A 15,848-nucleotide genomic window follows, 5' to 3' on the forward strand; every position below is an offset into this window, starting at 1 on the left:
GACGTTCTGTTCTTCGTGGACAACATCTTCCGCTTTACACAAGCGGGTTCCGAGGTGTCCGCACTTTTGGGTCGTATTCCTTCTGCTGTAGGCTACCAGCCAACACTGGCCACCGACATGGGCCAGATGCAGGAACGCATCACATCCACAAAGAACGGTTCGATCACATCCGTGCAGGCGATCTATGTGCCTGCGGACGACTTGACCGACCCTGCGCCAGCGACGTCGTTTGCGCACTTGGACGCCACAACCGTTCTGAACCGTGCGATTTCGGAAAAGGGTATCTACCCTGCTGTTGACCCGCTCGATTCCACATCGCGTCTGCTTGATCCGGCCATCGTTGGCGAAGAGCATTATGCCGTGGCTGCCGACGTTCAGCAGATGTTGCAGCGTTATAAGTCGCTTCAGGATATCATCGCGATTCTCGGCATGGACGAACTGTCAGAAGAAGACAAACTGACCGTTGCCCGCGCCCGCAAGATCGAGCGCTTCCTGTCGCAGCCATTCGACGTGGCACAGGTCTTTACAGGTTCACCCGGTGTACAGGTGCCACTGGAAGACACAATCGCGTCGTTCAAGGCAGTTGTCGCAGGCGAGTACGATCACTTCCCCGAAGCGGCTTTCTACATGGTTGGCGGGATCGAAGAAGTGAAAGCCAAAGCCCAGAAAATGGCTGCAGCCGCAGCTTAAGAAACCCGTAAGGAGCCGATGATGGCAAACCTACAATTCGATCTTGTCTCGCCCGAGCGCCGTTTGGCGTCGGTCGAGGCAACCGAGGTCCTGATCCCCGGTGCGGATGGCGATATGACTGCCATGGCTGGTCATGCGCCAACCATCACAACATTGCGTCCCGGCGTTTTGACCGTGGTGCATGGTGGTGGCTCGGATGCTTATGTTGTCTTAGGTGGTTTTGCTGAAATCACTGCGACAGGTGTTTCTGTGCTGGCCGAGCAGGCGATGCCACGCGCTGAAGTCACACAGGACGTCTATGACCAGATGGTCGCAGAGGCGAAGCTGACCTACAGCAATGCGCAAGACACCTTCAAGAACGAACCCGGCCCGGTCGATGACGCGGCAAAGCTGTTGTCTGATATGGTGGCGATCGGTGGGCATATCGGTTTGACTGCAAAGACCTAAGCCAGCCTTGGCATAGAATGTATTGGGGCCCTGCTATTGCGGGGCCCTTTTTTATCGCCTCATCACTCCTTCAGAGCCCACACCGTTGCAATACCAACTGGGACGGGTCCGCTGCCGTCGATTGTTGCGTCAATATCGTCGCTGATCCCGCCTTGGCTTCCGGTTGCGCGCAACCCCGAGCCCTCGGCGCCAAAGAGGTATCCAGACAGGGTACCGTTTATACCAAAGGTATTCTGGCCATTGTCCAATGCGCCATCAATCCCGAAGCTGATCGCGCTGCCTCCGGTCCCCCCTTCGGTTACACCACCGCCAGTGATTGCCACGACACCCTCGTAGCTAACGACTTGGTTCATCATCGCAGAATCAAGCGTCATTCCCAGAAATCCTGTGGCAGAACCTGTGACTGGTCCGCCGGACAGATCCACCAGGAGTGTGGCGTCGCCAATCACATTGGCCGAGACTGTTTCGTTCCCGATGAGCAGTTGCATGTAACCGTCGTAGGAGACTGCGCCAGCCGGTGGCGCGGGATCAAATGGCGTCAATCCTCCGAGAATTGCGGTATCGCGCACCATCGCAAAGTCGCTCAGAAAGGATCCAAGGTATAGAATTCGCTCTTCTTCAGTCACGATGTTGAGCAATATGGGCGCGGGTGTAACTACGTCTGTCCCGCCGCCGCCGTCAGATGTTCCATCGCCGCCTGACCCGCCACTGCTTCCAGAGCCACCTCCGCCCACGGTTTCTCCAGCACTTGGAGGCGCACTTTCCGTTCCAGAATCAGCCGCGCCGCCGCCACATGCAGATCCCAGCAACAAGACCAGGTAGCACAGCTGTAATCGCACCAGTAACTTTGTCATAATAAAGCCTAATTTTTTCTAAATCCTCCGCCTCAGCTATCAGTGAATTATTAACCAAGTCTTATTGCTTTCGATTTCATTGCTCCATTGGCAGGCAAGGTCCGACAGGACGCCAAGGCATGACGCAGTAACAAACCAAGGTCAAAAATGCGCAGAATGGAGATAGGCAGGGTAGGCATCGACCATGGTGATGTCGTTCTGTTTTCCGACTTTGAAGATGATGGTCAGATGTGGCGAGGAGAAGGTCCGCGCCAATCGCGCGCACCGGTCAGGTTTTCAGAGCCCTACGCAAAACCGCCGCATGTACAGGTTTCAATCTCGATGTGGGACATCGCAAATACCACGAATATCCGCGCGGATATTCAGGCCGAGGACATCACCAACGAGGGGTTCGATATCGTGTTTCGCACTTGGGCCGATACCCAAGTCGCCCGGGTGCGGGTCGCTTGGACATCTATTGGTGAGTTGCCACAAGACGATGGATGGGAGCTCTACTAGGCGACGGGCAAGCAACTATTCCGCTGCATACAGCCCTTCATAGATCGGCCCCAGCGTCTTGTGGTCAAACAAGGATGACACCGACGTGCCGTTCCACGTGTTCAGGATCGCTTGGGCAAACATTGGTGCAGTTGGCACAATGCGGATATTCGGGCATGCCCTTACCGCGTCTGACGGTTGAATCGTATCGGTGATGACAAGACTTTTCATCACCGATTTCGAGACACGATCAACCGCAGGGCCGGACAGCACCCCGTGCGTGATGTAGGAATGGACCTCTTTCGCGCCATTCTCCATCAAGACCTCAGCCGCTTTGCAAAGCGTTCCGGCAGTATCAACGATATCGTCTACGATGACGCAAACCTTGTCGGTCACATCCCCGATCACGGTCATCTCGGCCACTTCGCCCGGTTTGCCACGGCGTTTGTCGACGATAGACAAGGGTGCGCCGATCCGTTGGGCCAGATCACGTGCGCGGGCCACGCCGCCAACATCGGGGGACACGACCATCACATCATCCATTTTGCCGCGGAAATTGTGCATGGCATCCAGTGCATAGATTGGTGAAGCATAAAGGTTATCGACCGGAATATCGAAAAAACCCTGAATCTGCGTTGCGTGCAAATCCAGGGTCAAAACGCGTTCGATGCCGGCTTCTACAATCATATTCGACACGAGTTTGGCCGTGATCGGGGTGCGGGCCTTTGATCTGCGATCTTGGCGCGCATAGCCAAAGTAGGGGATCACGGCTGTGATCCGCGCGGCCGAGGACCGGCGCAGCGCATCGGCGATGATCAGCAATTCCATCAGATTGTCATTTGCCGGGTTCGAGGTGGGCTGGACAATGAACATATCCTCGCCCCGGACGTTCTCGTAAACCTCGACGAAAATCTCGCCGTCATTGAACCGTTCCACGCGCGCATCAACAAGGCTGACTTCCATTCCACGGTGCATCGACATGCGGCGCGCTATGGCATTTGCCAGTGGTCTGTTCGCGTTTCCGGCAATCAGCTTTGGCTCGATCATTGTGGGCATGGGGGTGGTCCTCTGACAGAAGGGGCGCTTACTCGTTTGTAACAGAATCGTGGCGTTGACACCGCCTAACACAAGCTTACCGTCTCGCAAAGAATGCGCGTGACCAAGGAGACGCAAAATGCCCCATATCGACTACTACTTTGCAACACTGTCCCCCTTTACCTATCTCAGCGGTACACGCCCGGCTGAAATCGCCGCAAAGCATGGCGCAACGATCTCCTACAAGCCGCTCGATATCATGGCACTCTTTGCCCGCACCGGTGGGATCCCGCCCAAGGATCGTCACCCGAACCGCCAAGCGTATCGTTTGCAGGAATTGGCCCGACGGTCGAAACTGCTTGGCCTGCCGTTGAACCCAAAGCCTATGTATTGGCCGACCAATGGCGCGCCCTCGGCTTATGCGATTATAGCCGCACAGAACACAGGCGGGGATGTCGCCGCATTGGTGCGCGCCTTTGGCGCCGCCTGTTGGGCAGAAGAGCGTGACATCAGCCAAGATGACGTTGTCCGCGATTGCCTTGAAAAAAGCGGCTTTGATCCGGCACTGGCCGACAAGGACATGCTGACCAGTGCGGATACTTTCGCCAAGAACCTCGAAGATGCAGTGAGCGCCGGAGCCTTTGGCGCGCCCTTCTTTATCACTGATACCGATCAGCGCTTTTGGGGCGAGGACAGGATTGATGATCTGGATATGTATCTGTCCGGCAAACTGTAATGCCTGAGATCTCCGGGCATGCGGTCCATGCTGTGACCGTTGGCGAAGGCGTGCCAATGGTCATGATCCACTGCATGCTGGCAAGGCACGAGGCACTGTTGGCCTTGGCAGAGGCTATTGGCGGGCGCGCCACTCTTTTCGATGTGCCCGGCCATGGGCGCAGTGCGGATTGGGATGGCCAGACTGACTATCAAACCCTTGTGGTTGATGCCGCTGCCGCTTTCTGTGACGGGCCGACCCATCTGATCGGGCATTCCTTTGGTGCGACCGCAGCACTCCGCTTGGCCGTAGAACGACCCGATCTTGTGAATCGTCTAACCTTGATTGAGCCCGTCTATTTTGCGGCAGCGAAAGGCACGCCGGAACATGCGGCTCATGCCAGAATGTTCCGCCCCTTTGTCGGCGCGATGTTATGCGGGGAAGAGGTCAAGGCAGCGGAACTTTTCAACAATCTTTGGGGAGCGACAGACTGGGCGCGTATCCCGGCACGTCTGCAAAAATATCTTGTCGACCGGATTCACCTGATCGTCGCAGGTGGTGGCGCGATCGAAGAGGACGCGAATGGTATCACATCAGCAGCGCGGTTGGGGCTCTTGGATATTCCTGTCACCTTGATCCAAGGTGCAGATACGCAGCCCGTTATCTCGGCGATCCATCATGTCTTGGCCGCGCGGATTCCCCGCGCCACCAATCACGTTGTAGCCGGTGCAGGGCATATGATTTCACTGACACATGCGCAGGCCGTGGCAGAAATTATCCGCGCAGCAGATCCAGAAACTGGTTAACGCCTGCTTCGGTCATCGACCAATCGCAGACGAGTCGGCCTGTGAGTTGCGCCTCCGGATCACCTGTTTCTGGATCGCCGCCCATCACATAGTAGACTGCACCGCCATCCAGCATGCGCTTGTGTTCGCGGCGGGGCATTTGGAAGAAGATCATATTGGCTTGAGGCTCGAACAGGAATGTTACGGCATTGTGGCCGCGCAGCCCTTCGGCCAGCTGTACGCAACGGGCGTTGGCCGAACGTGCCATATCAAGCCACAGATCATCTGCCAGATAGGCCTGCATCTGCGCTGACAGATAGCGGTGTTTGGACAAAAGATGCCCGCCGCGCTTGCGCCGCAACTCGAATTCCCAAGCGATCTTGGGGTCGAAAATTACACAGGCCTCGACGCCGAGCGCTCCGTTTTTCGTCCCGCCAAAGCTGACCGTGTCGATCCCCGCTTTCCACGTCATTTCAGCAGGGGTGCAATCAAGCGCGACCAAGGCATTGGCAAAACGCGCGCCATCCAGATGCGTTTTGATCCCGAAGTCCTGCGCCGTCGCCGTCAGGGCGCGGATTTCATCGAGACTATAAATTGTTCCTTTCTCGGTCACTTGGGTGATCGATAGCGGCCCCCGCTGCGGGCCATGCACGCCGCGGGTTTCCTCGCCCATAATTTTGCGGCGCAGATCGTCGGCTGACATTTTACCAGCGGTGGTTGGGACCAAGGTCAGCTTGGCTTGGGTAAAGAACTCTGGCGCGTTGCATTCGTCTTCGTGGATATGGGCGCAGTCGGAACAAAAGATCGTCTGCCAAGGCTGCGACATCGACGCAAGCAACACAGAATTCGCTGCTGTCCCGTTGATGATCAGATAGACGGCAGCTTCTGGTGCCTCAAAAACCTTGCGCACCTGTGCGCGCACCTCTTCCATGATCGGGTCAGCGCCATAGCCCATAGCATAGCCGTTGTTGGCCGCGACAAGTGCCTCCATCACCTTGGGATGCGCAGGACCTGCATTATCTGAAGCAAAAAACATCTATAGCGGCTCCTCGATGATGTAATCTTCCCAGTCGTCTTCATCGACTTCGAATTCCGGGATCGTCATGCCCCTGACAGAGACGCCCGCCCGATGCACTGATTCCGGATCGCCCGAGATCAGCGGGTGCCAATCGTAAAGCGGTCGCCCTTCGTGGACGAGGCGGTAACCGCAAGTCAGCGGCAGCCAGTACAGGTTCTCGACGATGGTTTTGGGTGTCAGCACGATGCATTCCGGCACGAACTTGTGGCGGATCGGGTAATTGCCGCAAAGGCAGCTGTGATCGTCCAGCAGGCGGCAGGCGACGCGGGTCATTGCCACGGTGCCTTCGTCATCTTCCAGCTTGTTCAGGCAGCACTTGCCACAACCATCGCACAGCGCTTCCCATTCCTGCTGGTTCAGTTTTGTCATCGGTTTGGTTTCCCAGAACCGTGGGGCAAGCCCGTCGCGGGGGATATCACCGGACATCGGCAAGGATCTTTCGGGCCGTGACGCAGTCGGCGTCCATCTGGGCAATGAGCGCATCCAATCCGTCAAACTTCAGCTCTGGCCGCAGGTAGTCGACTAGTGCAACGGACAGGGTCGCGCCGTAAAGGTCGCCTTTGAAATCAAAGATGAAGGTTTCGCAGTTCGGGATATTCTCACCAAACATCGGGCGCACACCGATGGATGCCGCGCCATTATAGGTGCCTTTGTGCGGACCATCCAGAACATCGACTTTGACCGCATAGACACCAAACTTTGGCGGGTGCAGGCCCGTGATTGACATATTGGCGGTAGGATAGCCCAATTCGCGCCCGCGCTGGTCGCCACGGATCACCTCGCCTTCGATCCGGTGCCGATGGCCCAGCATCGCGGCGGCATCACGTGGTTTGCCATCCGTCAGGGCCTGCCGGATCGCGGTGGAAGATACATTGGCCGTATCGATGGCGATGATGGGGGCGATGGTCACGCCAAAGCCCATTTCGCCACCAAACTGCTCAAGGTCTTTCACCGTTCCGGCGCGGTCTTTGCCGAAACAGAAATCAGCGCCGACAACCACATGTTTGAGGCCAAGCTGATCCGATATGATGGTTTGCGCAAAAGCGCGGGGCGTCAGGCTGGCAAGGGCCGCGTTAAAGGGGACTTCATACAGCTTTTCGACGCCAAGTTTGGCCAGACGGTTGGCTTTGGCTTCGGCATTCATCAGCCGGAAAGGTGTGGGATCCTTGGAGAAATAGCTGCGCGGGTGCGGTTCGAACGTCATGATGCCCAAAGGGGCACCGATAGCTTTCGCAGCGTCGCGGGTCAGGTCAATAACAGCCCTATGGCCGATGTGAACACCGTCGAAATTACCAATAGCCGCAGCTGCGCCGCGATCTTTTGGGTCCATAAAAACGGTGTCTCGAATAATGCGCATGGCACTGCCTAGCGCGGCAGGGAGAGGGGTGCAAGATTAGTCGAATTTCCGCGACGGGGCGAGGACGGTCGCGTCGCCGACCAGCACCTTCTTGTCGTTGACGATGCAGCGTGTGTTCATCGTCACGCGTCGCCGCGAATGGTCGATATCGGTGACCTCGACTTCGGCCAGCACCATGTCGCCGGGGCGGACAGGGGCAAGGAATTTCAGGCTTTGGCCCAGATAGACCGTGCCATGACCGGGGAGTTGTTCTCCGATGACAGCACTGACCAGGCCAGCGGTCAGCATCCCATGCGCGATACGCCCGCCAAAGATCGTATCCTGCGCATAGTCTTCATCAAGATGGACAGGGTTTCTGTCTGTCGAAACCTCGGCGAACATTTCGATATCGCGGTCGGTGATCACCTTGCGGAGCGACCGGATCATGCCGATTTCGATATCTTCGATGCAGATCGTTCCGCGGGGGGCGTTGTCCAGCATGTCGGGCTCCATTGAGTAACAAAAAATCCAGTATCAGTCCGATATTGAAATTTTATTACTTTGCCAATGCAGAAAGATCAAGCGATTCCTGTCAGCGTAGATGCCCGATTGTGTAGCTCGCGCTCATTTGTTGGGCATTCAGGAAATCGTTGAGTGCGTCCGGGTCCGGTTGATGCACGGTCTTTGTTTCCGCCGCCGCCAAGCCGCCGGAAATAAACAGCGCGTCGATGTCTTCTTGCAGCGCACCTAGAATATCGGTGCCGATTCCGTCCCCGATGGCAATGATACGCGGATCGGATGGCACCTTGTCCAGCGCAGCAAGCCTGCGGCGTGCGAGGTCGTAGATCGGCGGGTGCGGCTTGCCGAAATACAGGCTTTCGCCGCCCATCTCGGTATAAAGGGCAGCCAGCGCACCGGCGCACCATTCGCGCACCTCGCCCCTGTCCACGATGATATCGGGGTTGGCGCAAAGCAGCTTCAGCCCTTTGGTCTTGGCATAAAGAAATTCGGGACGGTTCACGGCCACATCAGCCAACGGATCAAAAGGACCACAGCAGATGATGCCCTCGGCTTCTTCCAGGGGTACCTTTTGGATATTCACCGGATTTTCGATGATTTTCAGTGGTTGGAAAAAATCCTCATCGCGGGGGCTTTCGCCCATGAACCATATCTTTTCACCCACGATGCCGCGAAACATTGCAGCGCGGGCACTGTCGCCCGAGGTCGCAATCGCATCCCAAGCATCATCAGGGATGCCAAAGCCGTTGATCTGGCGCGCGACCGAGTCCCACGGGCGGGGCGAGTTGGTGACAAGGATGACAACGCCACCCTGCGCGCGGTACTTCTGCATGGCAGCAACCGCCGCGGGCAGCGCATGCACGCCATTGTGCATACAGCCCCACAGGTCCACGAAGGCAGCGTCATATTGCCCCGAGATATCCTCGAAACGGTCGATGATCTGGGTCATGTGATCGCCTTTTTAGGTCGTGTTTCAGACTTTGAGCGCAGGAATGATCTGTTTCTTGCGGCTCATCACGCCGGGCAGGACCACGCTGTCGCCTTCGACTGTCGCGTCAAAGGATTTCTCGGCAACGGTCTTGGCCAGATCATTGGGGATCAGCATCGTGGCTTCTTCTTTGATGATATCCACGACGAAAAGCAGCACCTCGTCGACTTTGTCTTCCTTTGCGACCTTGGGCATGGTTTCCATCAAGGATGCCTTGCGGTCCAGCACGACCTTGGGTGCTGTGGTTTCCAGCACGGAGACGCGGAATTTCTTGCCGCCGACTTCGTATTCCTTGCTGTCCATGCGCAGCAGTTCAGCGTCAGAGAAAGCCGAGATATCGGATTTCGCTTCGAACATCTCGCCCGCATAGGCTTCAATGTCGATGCCAAGGTCTTTGGCCAGTGCTTCGGCGATCTCTTTGTCCATTTCCGTCGTGGTGGGCGAGCGGAAGGCCAGCGTGTCCGACAGGATGCACGACAGCATCAGCCCTTTGATCCCTTCGGGCATGTGGCCCGCATGATCCCCCATCATCTGGTGCATGATCGTTGCAGTGCAGGCCAAGGGCCGGATAGTGATGTTGATCGGTTTCTTGGTGTGCAGACCGCCCACCAGTAGATGATGGTCGATGATCGCCAGCACGTCGGCATTGTTGATATTGGCAGGCAATTCGGCTGGGTTGTTGGTGTCCACGATGACGCAAGACTGGTCGTCTTGCACATCAGCAATGACCTCAGGCAGATCAAAGCCCCAGCGTTTGGCGACAAATTGTGCCTCGGTATTGGGTGTCCCTAGCAGCGCGGCTTTGGCTTCGATGCCCGTATGGTTGAGGAACCATTCCCAGATGAGCGGGGAACCTGTGCTGTCAGTGTCGGGGGATTTATGGCCAAAAACGAGCGTTGTCATGTGGATCACTTTCCATCGGGGATCAGGGTTTGGCCCGTATATAAGAGCGTGCAAGACTGCTGTCACCCCATCGCTTTGCAAAGGTGGTATGGGGGCGCTGCCCCCGGCGCTGCGCGCCTCCCCCGAGGTATTTAAGAACAAAAGAAGATGAAGGTCGTTTGTTTGTACAGGCGGCGCCCTGTGCGGCAGGGCTTGCGGCCAGCGCAGAATTGCATTTGGCTGCGCAAGCAGGAGGAATGCCGATGCCGCGTGAGGCTGATCTATACCCCCCCATCAAAGCCTATTTCCAGCGCCAAGGTTATGAGGTGAAGGGCGAAGTGGGTGCTGCCGATGTTGTTGCCCGCAAGGGAAATGATTTGGTTGTGGTCGAACTCAAGACCGGGTTTTCGCTGGCGCTGTTCCATCAGGGGGTGGAGCGGTTGGCGATCACGGATCACGTCTATCTTGCTGTTCCTGCCGGCGGACAGGCCAAGGCGCTGAAAGCGAATGTGAAACTGGCGCGGCGCGCGGGGCTGGGGGTGATGACCGTGCGTTTGCGTGACGGGTTGGTGGAGGTGCTGGCGGACCCCGGCCCCTATGCGGCGCGCACGGCCAAAAAGAAAAAGACCCGGCTTTTGCGTGCCTTTGATCGGTTGCAGGGCGATCCGAACGCAGGCGGTGCGACGCGGCACGGGATCGTTACGGGCTATCGGCAGGATGCGCTGCGTTGCGCGCGCTTTTTGGCGGTGCATGGCCCATCAAGAGGCGCCAAGGTCAAGGAATGGGCCGAGGTACCGCAAGCCACCCGGATCATGGCAGATGACCACTATGGCTGGTTCACCCGCGTGGCGCGCGGTGTCTATGATCTGACCGACGCGGGGCGCAAAGGGCTGACCGATTTCGGGGATGTCTAGGGCTGCCGCGTGATCGTCCAACCCTCGTTTTCAAGCAAGCGCAGAATGCCTTGGTCGCCGATAAGGTGGGCTGCACCCACAGCAATCACAATGTTGTCGTGGGTTTGAGCCGCGTCGGTGATAACAGGAATCCAATTGCGATTCCGTTGATCCAAAAGCGCATCTTGCATTTCGGTGAACATGGCAGCGCCCTCTGCTGGGTCAAGGCCGGGTACATCCTCTAGGGCAATCCGCGACATTTCCCAAAGCCGCCCGATGTCTTCGGCAAAGTAGCGGTCCAGCATCGCCACAAACATCTTCTGTTGCAGGTCAGGGGCCAAGAGATTGACGCGCAGCAGATCGACCTGTTCCGCGATCGAGTCGCTTTGGAAGATGTCGAACAGCGTGGTGTAGGGTTCCAGTGCCTGCAATGGAACACCTGCGGCAGTCGCATCAGCCGAGATCATATGGTCAAGGCCGGACGCACCCGCCACCATGTCGGACATCGCACAAGACGGGATGGCGAGCATCAGCGACAGATACCAGGGCTGCATCTTGGCGGCCATGAAAGCGGGGATACCCCGCTGTGTTGCGGCGTCCGCGATCAGGGTCCAAGTTGCTTCGTCCAGCAGGTCAGGCAGGGTCGGGCCATCCACGATAAAGAGCCTGCCGGGATCGGTAACCAACAAGTCCTGAAGCTGGGCCTCTTCTTCGGGCGTCGCTTCGAGCAGGATGATATCGGCCTTTGTGACCGGTTCGGAGACTTTGGCGCGTATCTCTTCAAGCCGTGGATCGTAGATATGCATGGTGCCGATGATCGTTAGCGTCCTAGCACCCTGGGTAGCGGTCCATAACAGCCCCTCTGCAAAAGGCATGTTCTGGACTGCTTGCTCCAGCGCGGCTTGCTGCCCATCAGTCAATTGATCAAGATAGCTGTCGCCCACACATTGTGCAGCGGCGGGGAGGCCCGTCAGCAGGGCGAGACAAATAGCAGCAGCGCGAAAGACCATGATGCATCCTTTGTAATCCGTTCTCTCCATAAGTAAGAGCTTCGCGGTACGGGTCAAACCCCCAAAGGGTGCGGATTTCGATTGGGCATTTTGGCGCAAAAGGAGGCGGGTCCTAGATTGATTGGGTCTTTGCCGTTCAGGTCAGCAAGGACATTATCAATGCCACGGGTGGCATTGTGCGATTTGATCCTCTTGAAAACTCTGGAAAGGGATGATCACGGTTCGCGCAGGCGTAAACACCAGATTCATCGGGGTCTCTATCTGCCTCTAACCCCAGAAAAGACTGATCAATCCTACGGTTCCGCCGACCAACATGAGTGTCGCTTCACCGCCCAAGATGCCAAAAAGACGACCCATAACATCACCGCTGCTTTAGTTTTTTTCAACCATAGCGTTTAATTGTGGCCGATTTTGGGCAATTTGAGCAGAATTGAATGATCTATTGCTGCACGTCAGCCAGTGCTTCTGGATCAATGATTTCGATCTTTTGCCGTGCAGATTTAATGACGCCACGTTTTGTCAATTTGCTGATTGATCTGCTGACCATTTCTCGGTTCGCTCCGATAGAGCTGGCGATTTCCGAATGTGTCGGCGCGTCTTCAATGACGGCTCCCTTGTTGAGTTTGCCTTGCTCCGCGGCGAGACGCAAAAGATAGTTTCCGACCCGCTCTTCCACCGAAAGCGTGGTCATTTCCATATTGCGCAAGGTCAGTGTTCTGATGCGTGCAACCAGATCATGCGTGATCCTTTGGCGAACGATTGGCACCTCGTTAAAGAGTTGCAAGAAGCTATTGCGTTTCATCGCCAAGACGCGTGCCTCGGTCTTGGCGACGACGGCAAGTGAACGTGGCGTGCCATCAAGCGCTGCAAGTTCACCAAAGTATGCGCCAACTGGAAATCTCGAAAAGACGATCTCGCGTCCTTTTGTCGTCCAGAACACGGCAAGAAGTGACCCTGAAAGAAGGAAATAGAGGTCATACGAATCGTCTTCTTGATCAAAGATCGTTTGCCATGCGGCCAGTTTTTGCTCGCTCACAGCCAAAGGGATATTGGCAAGCTCGGTCGGTGACAAACCCGCAAACAACGGAAGGTCGTAGCTGAGCAGTGTTTCGGGTGTCATATGATTGACAGCAGTGCATTGGCCTGTGCGATCTCGGGCGGTTGGGCGCGCGCATCAAATCGTTGGACAACGGCCTTGACGGTTGACGCATCTGTCCGGCCAGAGCGAAGTTGATCCAGCCGGGTCCGCAAGAGCCATAGCTTGGCATTCTGCGCTGTTGCCATGTCTGCAGCCTCTTCCAGGAAGCGCGCCGCGTCCTCCTTACGACCTGTTTGATCGCAGATATATGCATGAATCCGCAGCACTTCAGGATACCAGCAGAGCAGCCCATTTGCCTCGTTCTCGCGCGTGGCCAGCCATGAGGCTTGGTAAGCGTCATCGGCCCTCTCATGTTTCAGCAGCGCCAGTGCATAGTGGGCACGGAAATAAGGGAGCCCGATGTGGGAACCGATCATTTCCAGCGTTTGATTGACCTGATGAAATCCTGCCAAGCCTTCGGCGCTATCGGTTTGCGAAGAGTCCATCACGTTCAGCCAAGCAGCCCCTGTAACCTGCCAAAATACGGCAGACTGCGCTTGCGCCGTTTGTAATCCCCTTCGGCAACGCGCGATCGCCGCCTTTGTTTCACCGGCATAGAAGAGCGGCACTGCACCCCAGATTTGCGCATAGGGCAGCATGATCGGGATGTTCAGCAGCTTCTGGTGCGCATCCGTCTCCGCACTCAGGTCCGCGACCAGATGTGTATCGCCACAAATCGAGCGCCCGGCGCTTTCGAACATTTGCGCAGCAGCAAACGTATCGACGCCATATTTGGAAATCATCGCACCATGCTTGGTGATGTCGTAGATGTTACGCAATGCGGCGAACGCCTTGAATTGCGCGTCAAAATCACCCTTGTAGAAATACAGCGACGCATCAACATTGATCGACGCAAGGTGGAGTTCGTGATTGGTCTCTTCAGCGGGAACTGATCCGGCCGCCTCGCGAAGAAGCGTGCTGAAGCGGTCGGCACCGGCCTTGTCGCCTGACAGGATTGCGTGGGTGAAACTGCCGTAAAAGGCTGGGCCGTTTGCTGCGGAATATGTGTTTTGCGTAGAGGCGAGTTTGGCGACCTGTTCAAAAGCCTCCTTGACAGGCTGGGCAGTAAAGCCCTGAGTCTGCATCCTGACTGAACCAAGTGCTGTGTGGCATGCGATTTCCAAAGCGCGCACGTCAACATCTTCTGGCGCCTGTTCACACAGCGAGATTGCGGCCAAGATATGTGCCTCGGCGTCGTCAAAAGCGCCCTGAAACAGCGCCCATTGACTGACGCCAAGATAGCTCTCGATCGCCGGGATATGCTGTTGCGAAAGGCTCAAGTGATCGGTCAGAAGTGTCGGGTTGCGCATGATAGCATCGGCATGATGCGTTTGCAGATGGTCCGCGATCTTGCTGTGAAGGGTGATCCTTGTGCGCCGCAGCATGCCTTGATAGGCGACCTGATGCAGCAATGCATGCGCAAACATCCAACTGGTCGGGCCAGTCTGTTGCAAAACCCCTTGTGCGCAAGCCTTTGAAAGATGAGAGGTCAGGGGGGCGTGCTCTGCGGCAATGACACCAAGCATTTCGAGATCGAATGACCGCCCGATGATCGCGGCGCATTGCAAGACTGGTTTGGACGAACCTGTCGCGTCGATTTGGTCTGCCAGAAGGTCCATCAAGGTCCCCGGGACTGTTGTCGATGTCACGACGCCCGACGTGCCACGTTTGAAGAGCTGTTCGATAAAAAGCGGAATACCGGCCGCACGGGCCAAGAGCGCGGTCCGTTCGTCTAACGGGGTTTGGCCCTCTGAAAACTTGTCCAACATCATGCCAGCGTCAGCTTCATCCAAGGCGTCAAGCGGAATGACGGTGACTGTCGCATGCCCAAGGTATTTCCCGATCTTTGTGTCTTCCCGGCTGGTCATCAGGATCTGATAATTCGCGGCCTCAGCGCTTTGCAGCACATGGAGCAGAACGCCAAAGCTGGCGTTGTCGAGCCAATGCAGATCTTCAAAAATCAAAAGTCCGCTGCTTTGGGTCGACCGGATCGCTTCCCAGAGGCTGGCTTCGATCAAGGCTTTGAGCGCAACATTTGTCTTTTCAGCCAACAGACGCTGGCCTTCTGGCAAACCCAGAATGAGCGCAAGGGCGCGTTTTGCGTCGTCTTCAAGTGTGCCGAAGCAGCGCTGTATGTCACCGAACTCGGGAAGCTTGCTGCCGGTCTGACGCATGATCCAATGCGTAAACGGCTGATAGCTGGCCCGGATATGGACACCATCAGCGGCAAAGGTCGTCCGCGCAACTGCGCCTTGACCCACCTGACGCGCCAATGCCGATTTACCAATTCCGGCTTGGCCGATCACAAGGCAAGGGTCAGCGCTTGCACTGATTTTGCTCAACTCGGCCTTGCGGCCCACAAAAAATGGCTGGTTCAGCGTTGTTGCGACGAACGTATCCGCAAGCGGTTGGAAAAGGGTCAGTGGTTCGGCAAAACCCTTGAGACGCCGTTGCCCGACTGTTTGTGTGGCTATGGTGTCACGCAGCAAGCTTTGTGTGCTTTCAGAGATCATCACGGTGCCTGGAGCTGCTTGCTCTTGGATGCGCTGAGCAAGCGTTGTGACCATACCTGTAGCGCGAGGGAGGTTGTCTTTGCCGGAATTTGCCCGCACGGCAACTTCTCCTGTGGCAACACCGATCCGCAGTTGCAGTGTCATACCTTTGTCTTGCCCTGCGGTCACATCGCGTAAGGCGGTCATGGCTGCGTTCACCGCTTTTGAGGCGGCCAATTCGTCGGCGCGCTGCAAACCGAAAAGCGCGACAATCCCGTCGCCGAGATACTCGGTTACCTCGCCGTCGTGGGCTTCAACGATTTGGCGGGATTGCGCATAGAATTCTTCCAGCCATTGCTGCAGGTCTTCAGCATCAGAGGTGCTGGCGATGTCGCTGAATCCGACGACATCCATAAATACAGCCGTGATTTGTTTGAGTTCGCCACTGCCAATGCCGGCAACGGTCGGTGCTAACTCACTCATTTATATTCCCACGCTTCTACCAGCCA

General features: G+C 56.6%; 16 protein-coding genes and 1 pseudogene. 6 read left to right on the top strand and 11 right to left on the bottom strand.

Annotation, left to right across the window (positions count from 1 at the left end):
* A pseudogene (locus NWQ23_RS04210) lies at positions 1–690 on the top strand (F0F1 ATP synthase subunit beta); the annotation flags it as partial.
* Positions 691–708: 18 nt separating this feature from the next.
* Positions 709–1,137 (top strand): F0F1 ATP synthase subunit epsilon, encoded by a 429-nt coding sequence (locus NWQ23_RS04215; RefSeq protein ID WP_306164998.1) that lies wholly within the window; start codon positions 709–711, stop codon positions 1,135–1,137.
* 62 nt (positions 1,138–1,199) lie between these two features.
* Here NWQ23_RS04215 and NWQ23_RS04220 read toward each other — a convergent pair whose 3' ends face one another.
* Positions 1,200–1,991 (bottom strand): hypothetical protein, encoded by a 792-nt coding sequence (locus tag NWQ23_RS04220; RefSeq protein ID WP_306164999.1) that lies wholly within the window; start codon positions 1,989–1,991, stop codon positions 1,200–1,202.
* Between the two features lie 147 nt (positions 1,992–2,138).
* Here NWQ23_RS04220 and NWQ23_RS04225 point away from each other — a divergent pair, with 147 nt between their 5' ends.
* Positions 2,139–2,489 (top strand): H-type lectin domain-containing protein, encoded by a 351-nt coding sequence (locus tag NWQ23_RS04225; RefSeq protein WP_306165000.1) that lies wholly within the window; start codon positions 2,139–2,141, stop codon positions 2,487–2,489.
* 15 nt (positions 2,490–2,504) lie between these two features.
* On the opposite strand, the gene NWQ23_RS04230 is transcribed toward NWQ23_RS04225, so the two are convergent.
* Positions 2,505–3,524 (bottom strand): ribose-phosphate pyrophosphokinase, encoded by a 1,020-nt coding sequence (locus NWQ23_RS04230; protein ID WP_306165001.1) that lies wholly within the window; start codon positions 3,522–3,524, stop codon positions 2,505–2,507.
* Between the two features lie 118 nt (positions 3,525–3,642).
* Between NWQ23_RS04230 and NWQ23_RS04235 the strand changes: the two genes are divergently transcribed.
* Positions 3,643–4,239: a 2-hydroxychromene-2-carboxylate isomerase gene (locus tag NWQ23_RS04235; RefSeq protein ID WP_306165002.1), complete on the top strand. Its 597-nt coding sequence runs from the start codon at positions 3,643–3,645 to the stop codon at positions 4,237–4,239.
* Positions 4,239–5,024 carry an alpha/beta fold hydrolase gene (locus tag NWQ23_RS04240; protein WP_306165003.1) on the top strand — a complete coding sequence of 262 codons (786 nt, stop codon included), beginning with the start codon at positions 4,239–4,241 and terminating at the stop codon, positions 5,022–5,024. Before NWQ23_RS04235 ends, NWQ23_RS04240 begins: the two co-directional genes overlap by 1 nt.
* Here the strand turns inward: NWQ23_RS04240 and NWQ23_RS04245 are convergent.
* The 6 genes from NWQ23_RS04245 to NWQ23_RS04270 all read right to left on the bottom strand — a co-directional run bounded on the left by NWQ23_RS04245 (position 4,993) and on the right by NWQ23_RS04270 (position 9,827).
* On the bottom strand, positions 4,993–6,039 hold the full coding sequence (locus NWQ23_RS04245; protein ID WP_306165004.1) for a low specificity L-threonine aldolase: 1,047 nt from the start codon (positions 6,037–6,039) through the stop codon (positions 4,993–4,995). The two genes, NWQ23_RS04240 and NWQ23_RS04245, sit on opposite strands and share 32 nt — an antisense overlap.
* A complete protein-coding gene (locus NWQ23_RS04250) occupies positions 6,040–6,507 on the bottom strand; it encodes a YcgN family cysteine cluster protein (RefSeq protein WP_306165005.1) in 468 nt (155 codons plus the stop codon). It lies immediately after the preceding gene.
* The gene (locus NWQ23_RS04255) at positions 6,497–7,438 is read right to left on the bottom strand and encodes a bifunctional riboflavin kinase/FAD synthetase (RefSeq protein WP_306165006.1); all 942 of its coding nucleotides are present in this window, start codon (positions 7,436–7,438) and stop codon (positions 6,497–6,499) included. The genes NWQ23_RS04250 and NWQ23_RS04255 overlap by 11 nt, the downstream gene beginning before the upstream one ends.
* Positions 7,439–7,474: 36 nt before the next feature.
* Positions 7,475–7,918 (bottom strand): MaoC family dehydratase, encoded by a 444-nt coding sequence (locus NWQ23_RS04260; protein WP_306165007.1) that lies wholly within the window; start codon positions 7,916–7,918, stop codon positions 7,475–7,477.
* A 91-nt stretch (positions 7,919–8,009) separates the two neighbouring features.
* Complete coding sequence (locus NWQ23_RS04265; RefSeq protein ID WP_306165008.1) at positions 8,010–8,885, bottom strand: TIGR01459 family HAD-type hydrolase; 876 nt, start codon at positions 8,883–8,885, stop codon at positions 8,010–8,012.
* Positions 8,886–8,909: 24 nt separating this feature from the next.
* A complete protein-coding gene (locus tag NWQ23_RS04270; RefSeq protein WP_306165009.1) occupies positions 8,910–9,827 on the bottom strand; it encodes a manganese-dependent inorganic pyrophosphatase in 918 nt (305 codons plus the stop codon).
* 242 nt (positions 9,828–10,069) lie between these two features.
* On the opposite strand from NWQ23_RS04270, the gene NWQ23_RS04275 reads away from it, so the two are divergent.
* Entirely contained in the window at positions 10,070–10,720 is a 651-nt protein-coding gene (locus tag NWQ23_RS04275) for a DUF2161 domain-containing phosphodiesterase (RefSeq protein WP_306165010.1), read from the top strand.
* Here NWQ23_RS04275 and NWQ23_RS04280 read toward each other — a convergent pair.
* The 3 genes from NWQ23_RS04280 to NWQ23_RS04290 all read right to left on the bottom strand — a co-directional run bounded on the left by NWQ23_RS04280 (position 10,717) and on the right by NWQ23_RS04290 (position 15,822).
* Entirely contained in the window at positions 10,717–11,739 is a 1,023-nt protein-coding gene (locus NWQ23_RS04280; protein ID WP_306165011.1) for a TraB/GumN family protein, read from the bottom strand. The genes NWQ23_RS04275 and NWQ23_RS04280 overlap by 4 nt on opposite strands.
* 409 nt (positions 11,740–12,148) lie before the next feature.
* Complete coding sequence (locus NWQ23_RS04285; RefSeq protein ID WP_306165012.1) at positions 12,149–12,829, bottom strand: Crp/Fnr family transcriptional regulator; 681 nt, start codon at positions 12,827–12,829, stop codon at positions 12,149–12,151.
* Entirely contained in the window at positions 12,826–15,822 is a 2,997-nt protein-coding gene (locus NWQ23_RS04290) for an adenylate/guanylate cyclase domain-containing protein (RefSeq protein WP_306165013.1), read from the bottom strand. The genes NWQ23_RS04285 and NWQ23_RS04290 overlap by 4 nt, the downstream gene beginning before the upstream one ends.
* Positions 15,823–15,848: the final 26 nt, after the last annotated feature.

The sequence above is a fragment of the Yoonia sp. genome, assembly GCF_030731595.1.
Classification (GTDB): domain Bacteria; phylum Pseudomonadota; class Alphaproteobacteria; order Rhodobacterales; family Rhodobacteraceae; genus Yoonia.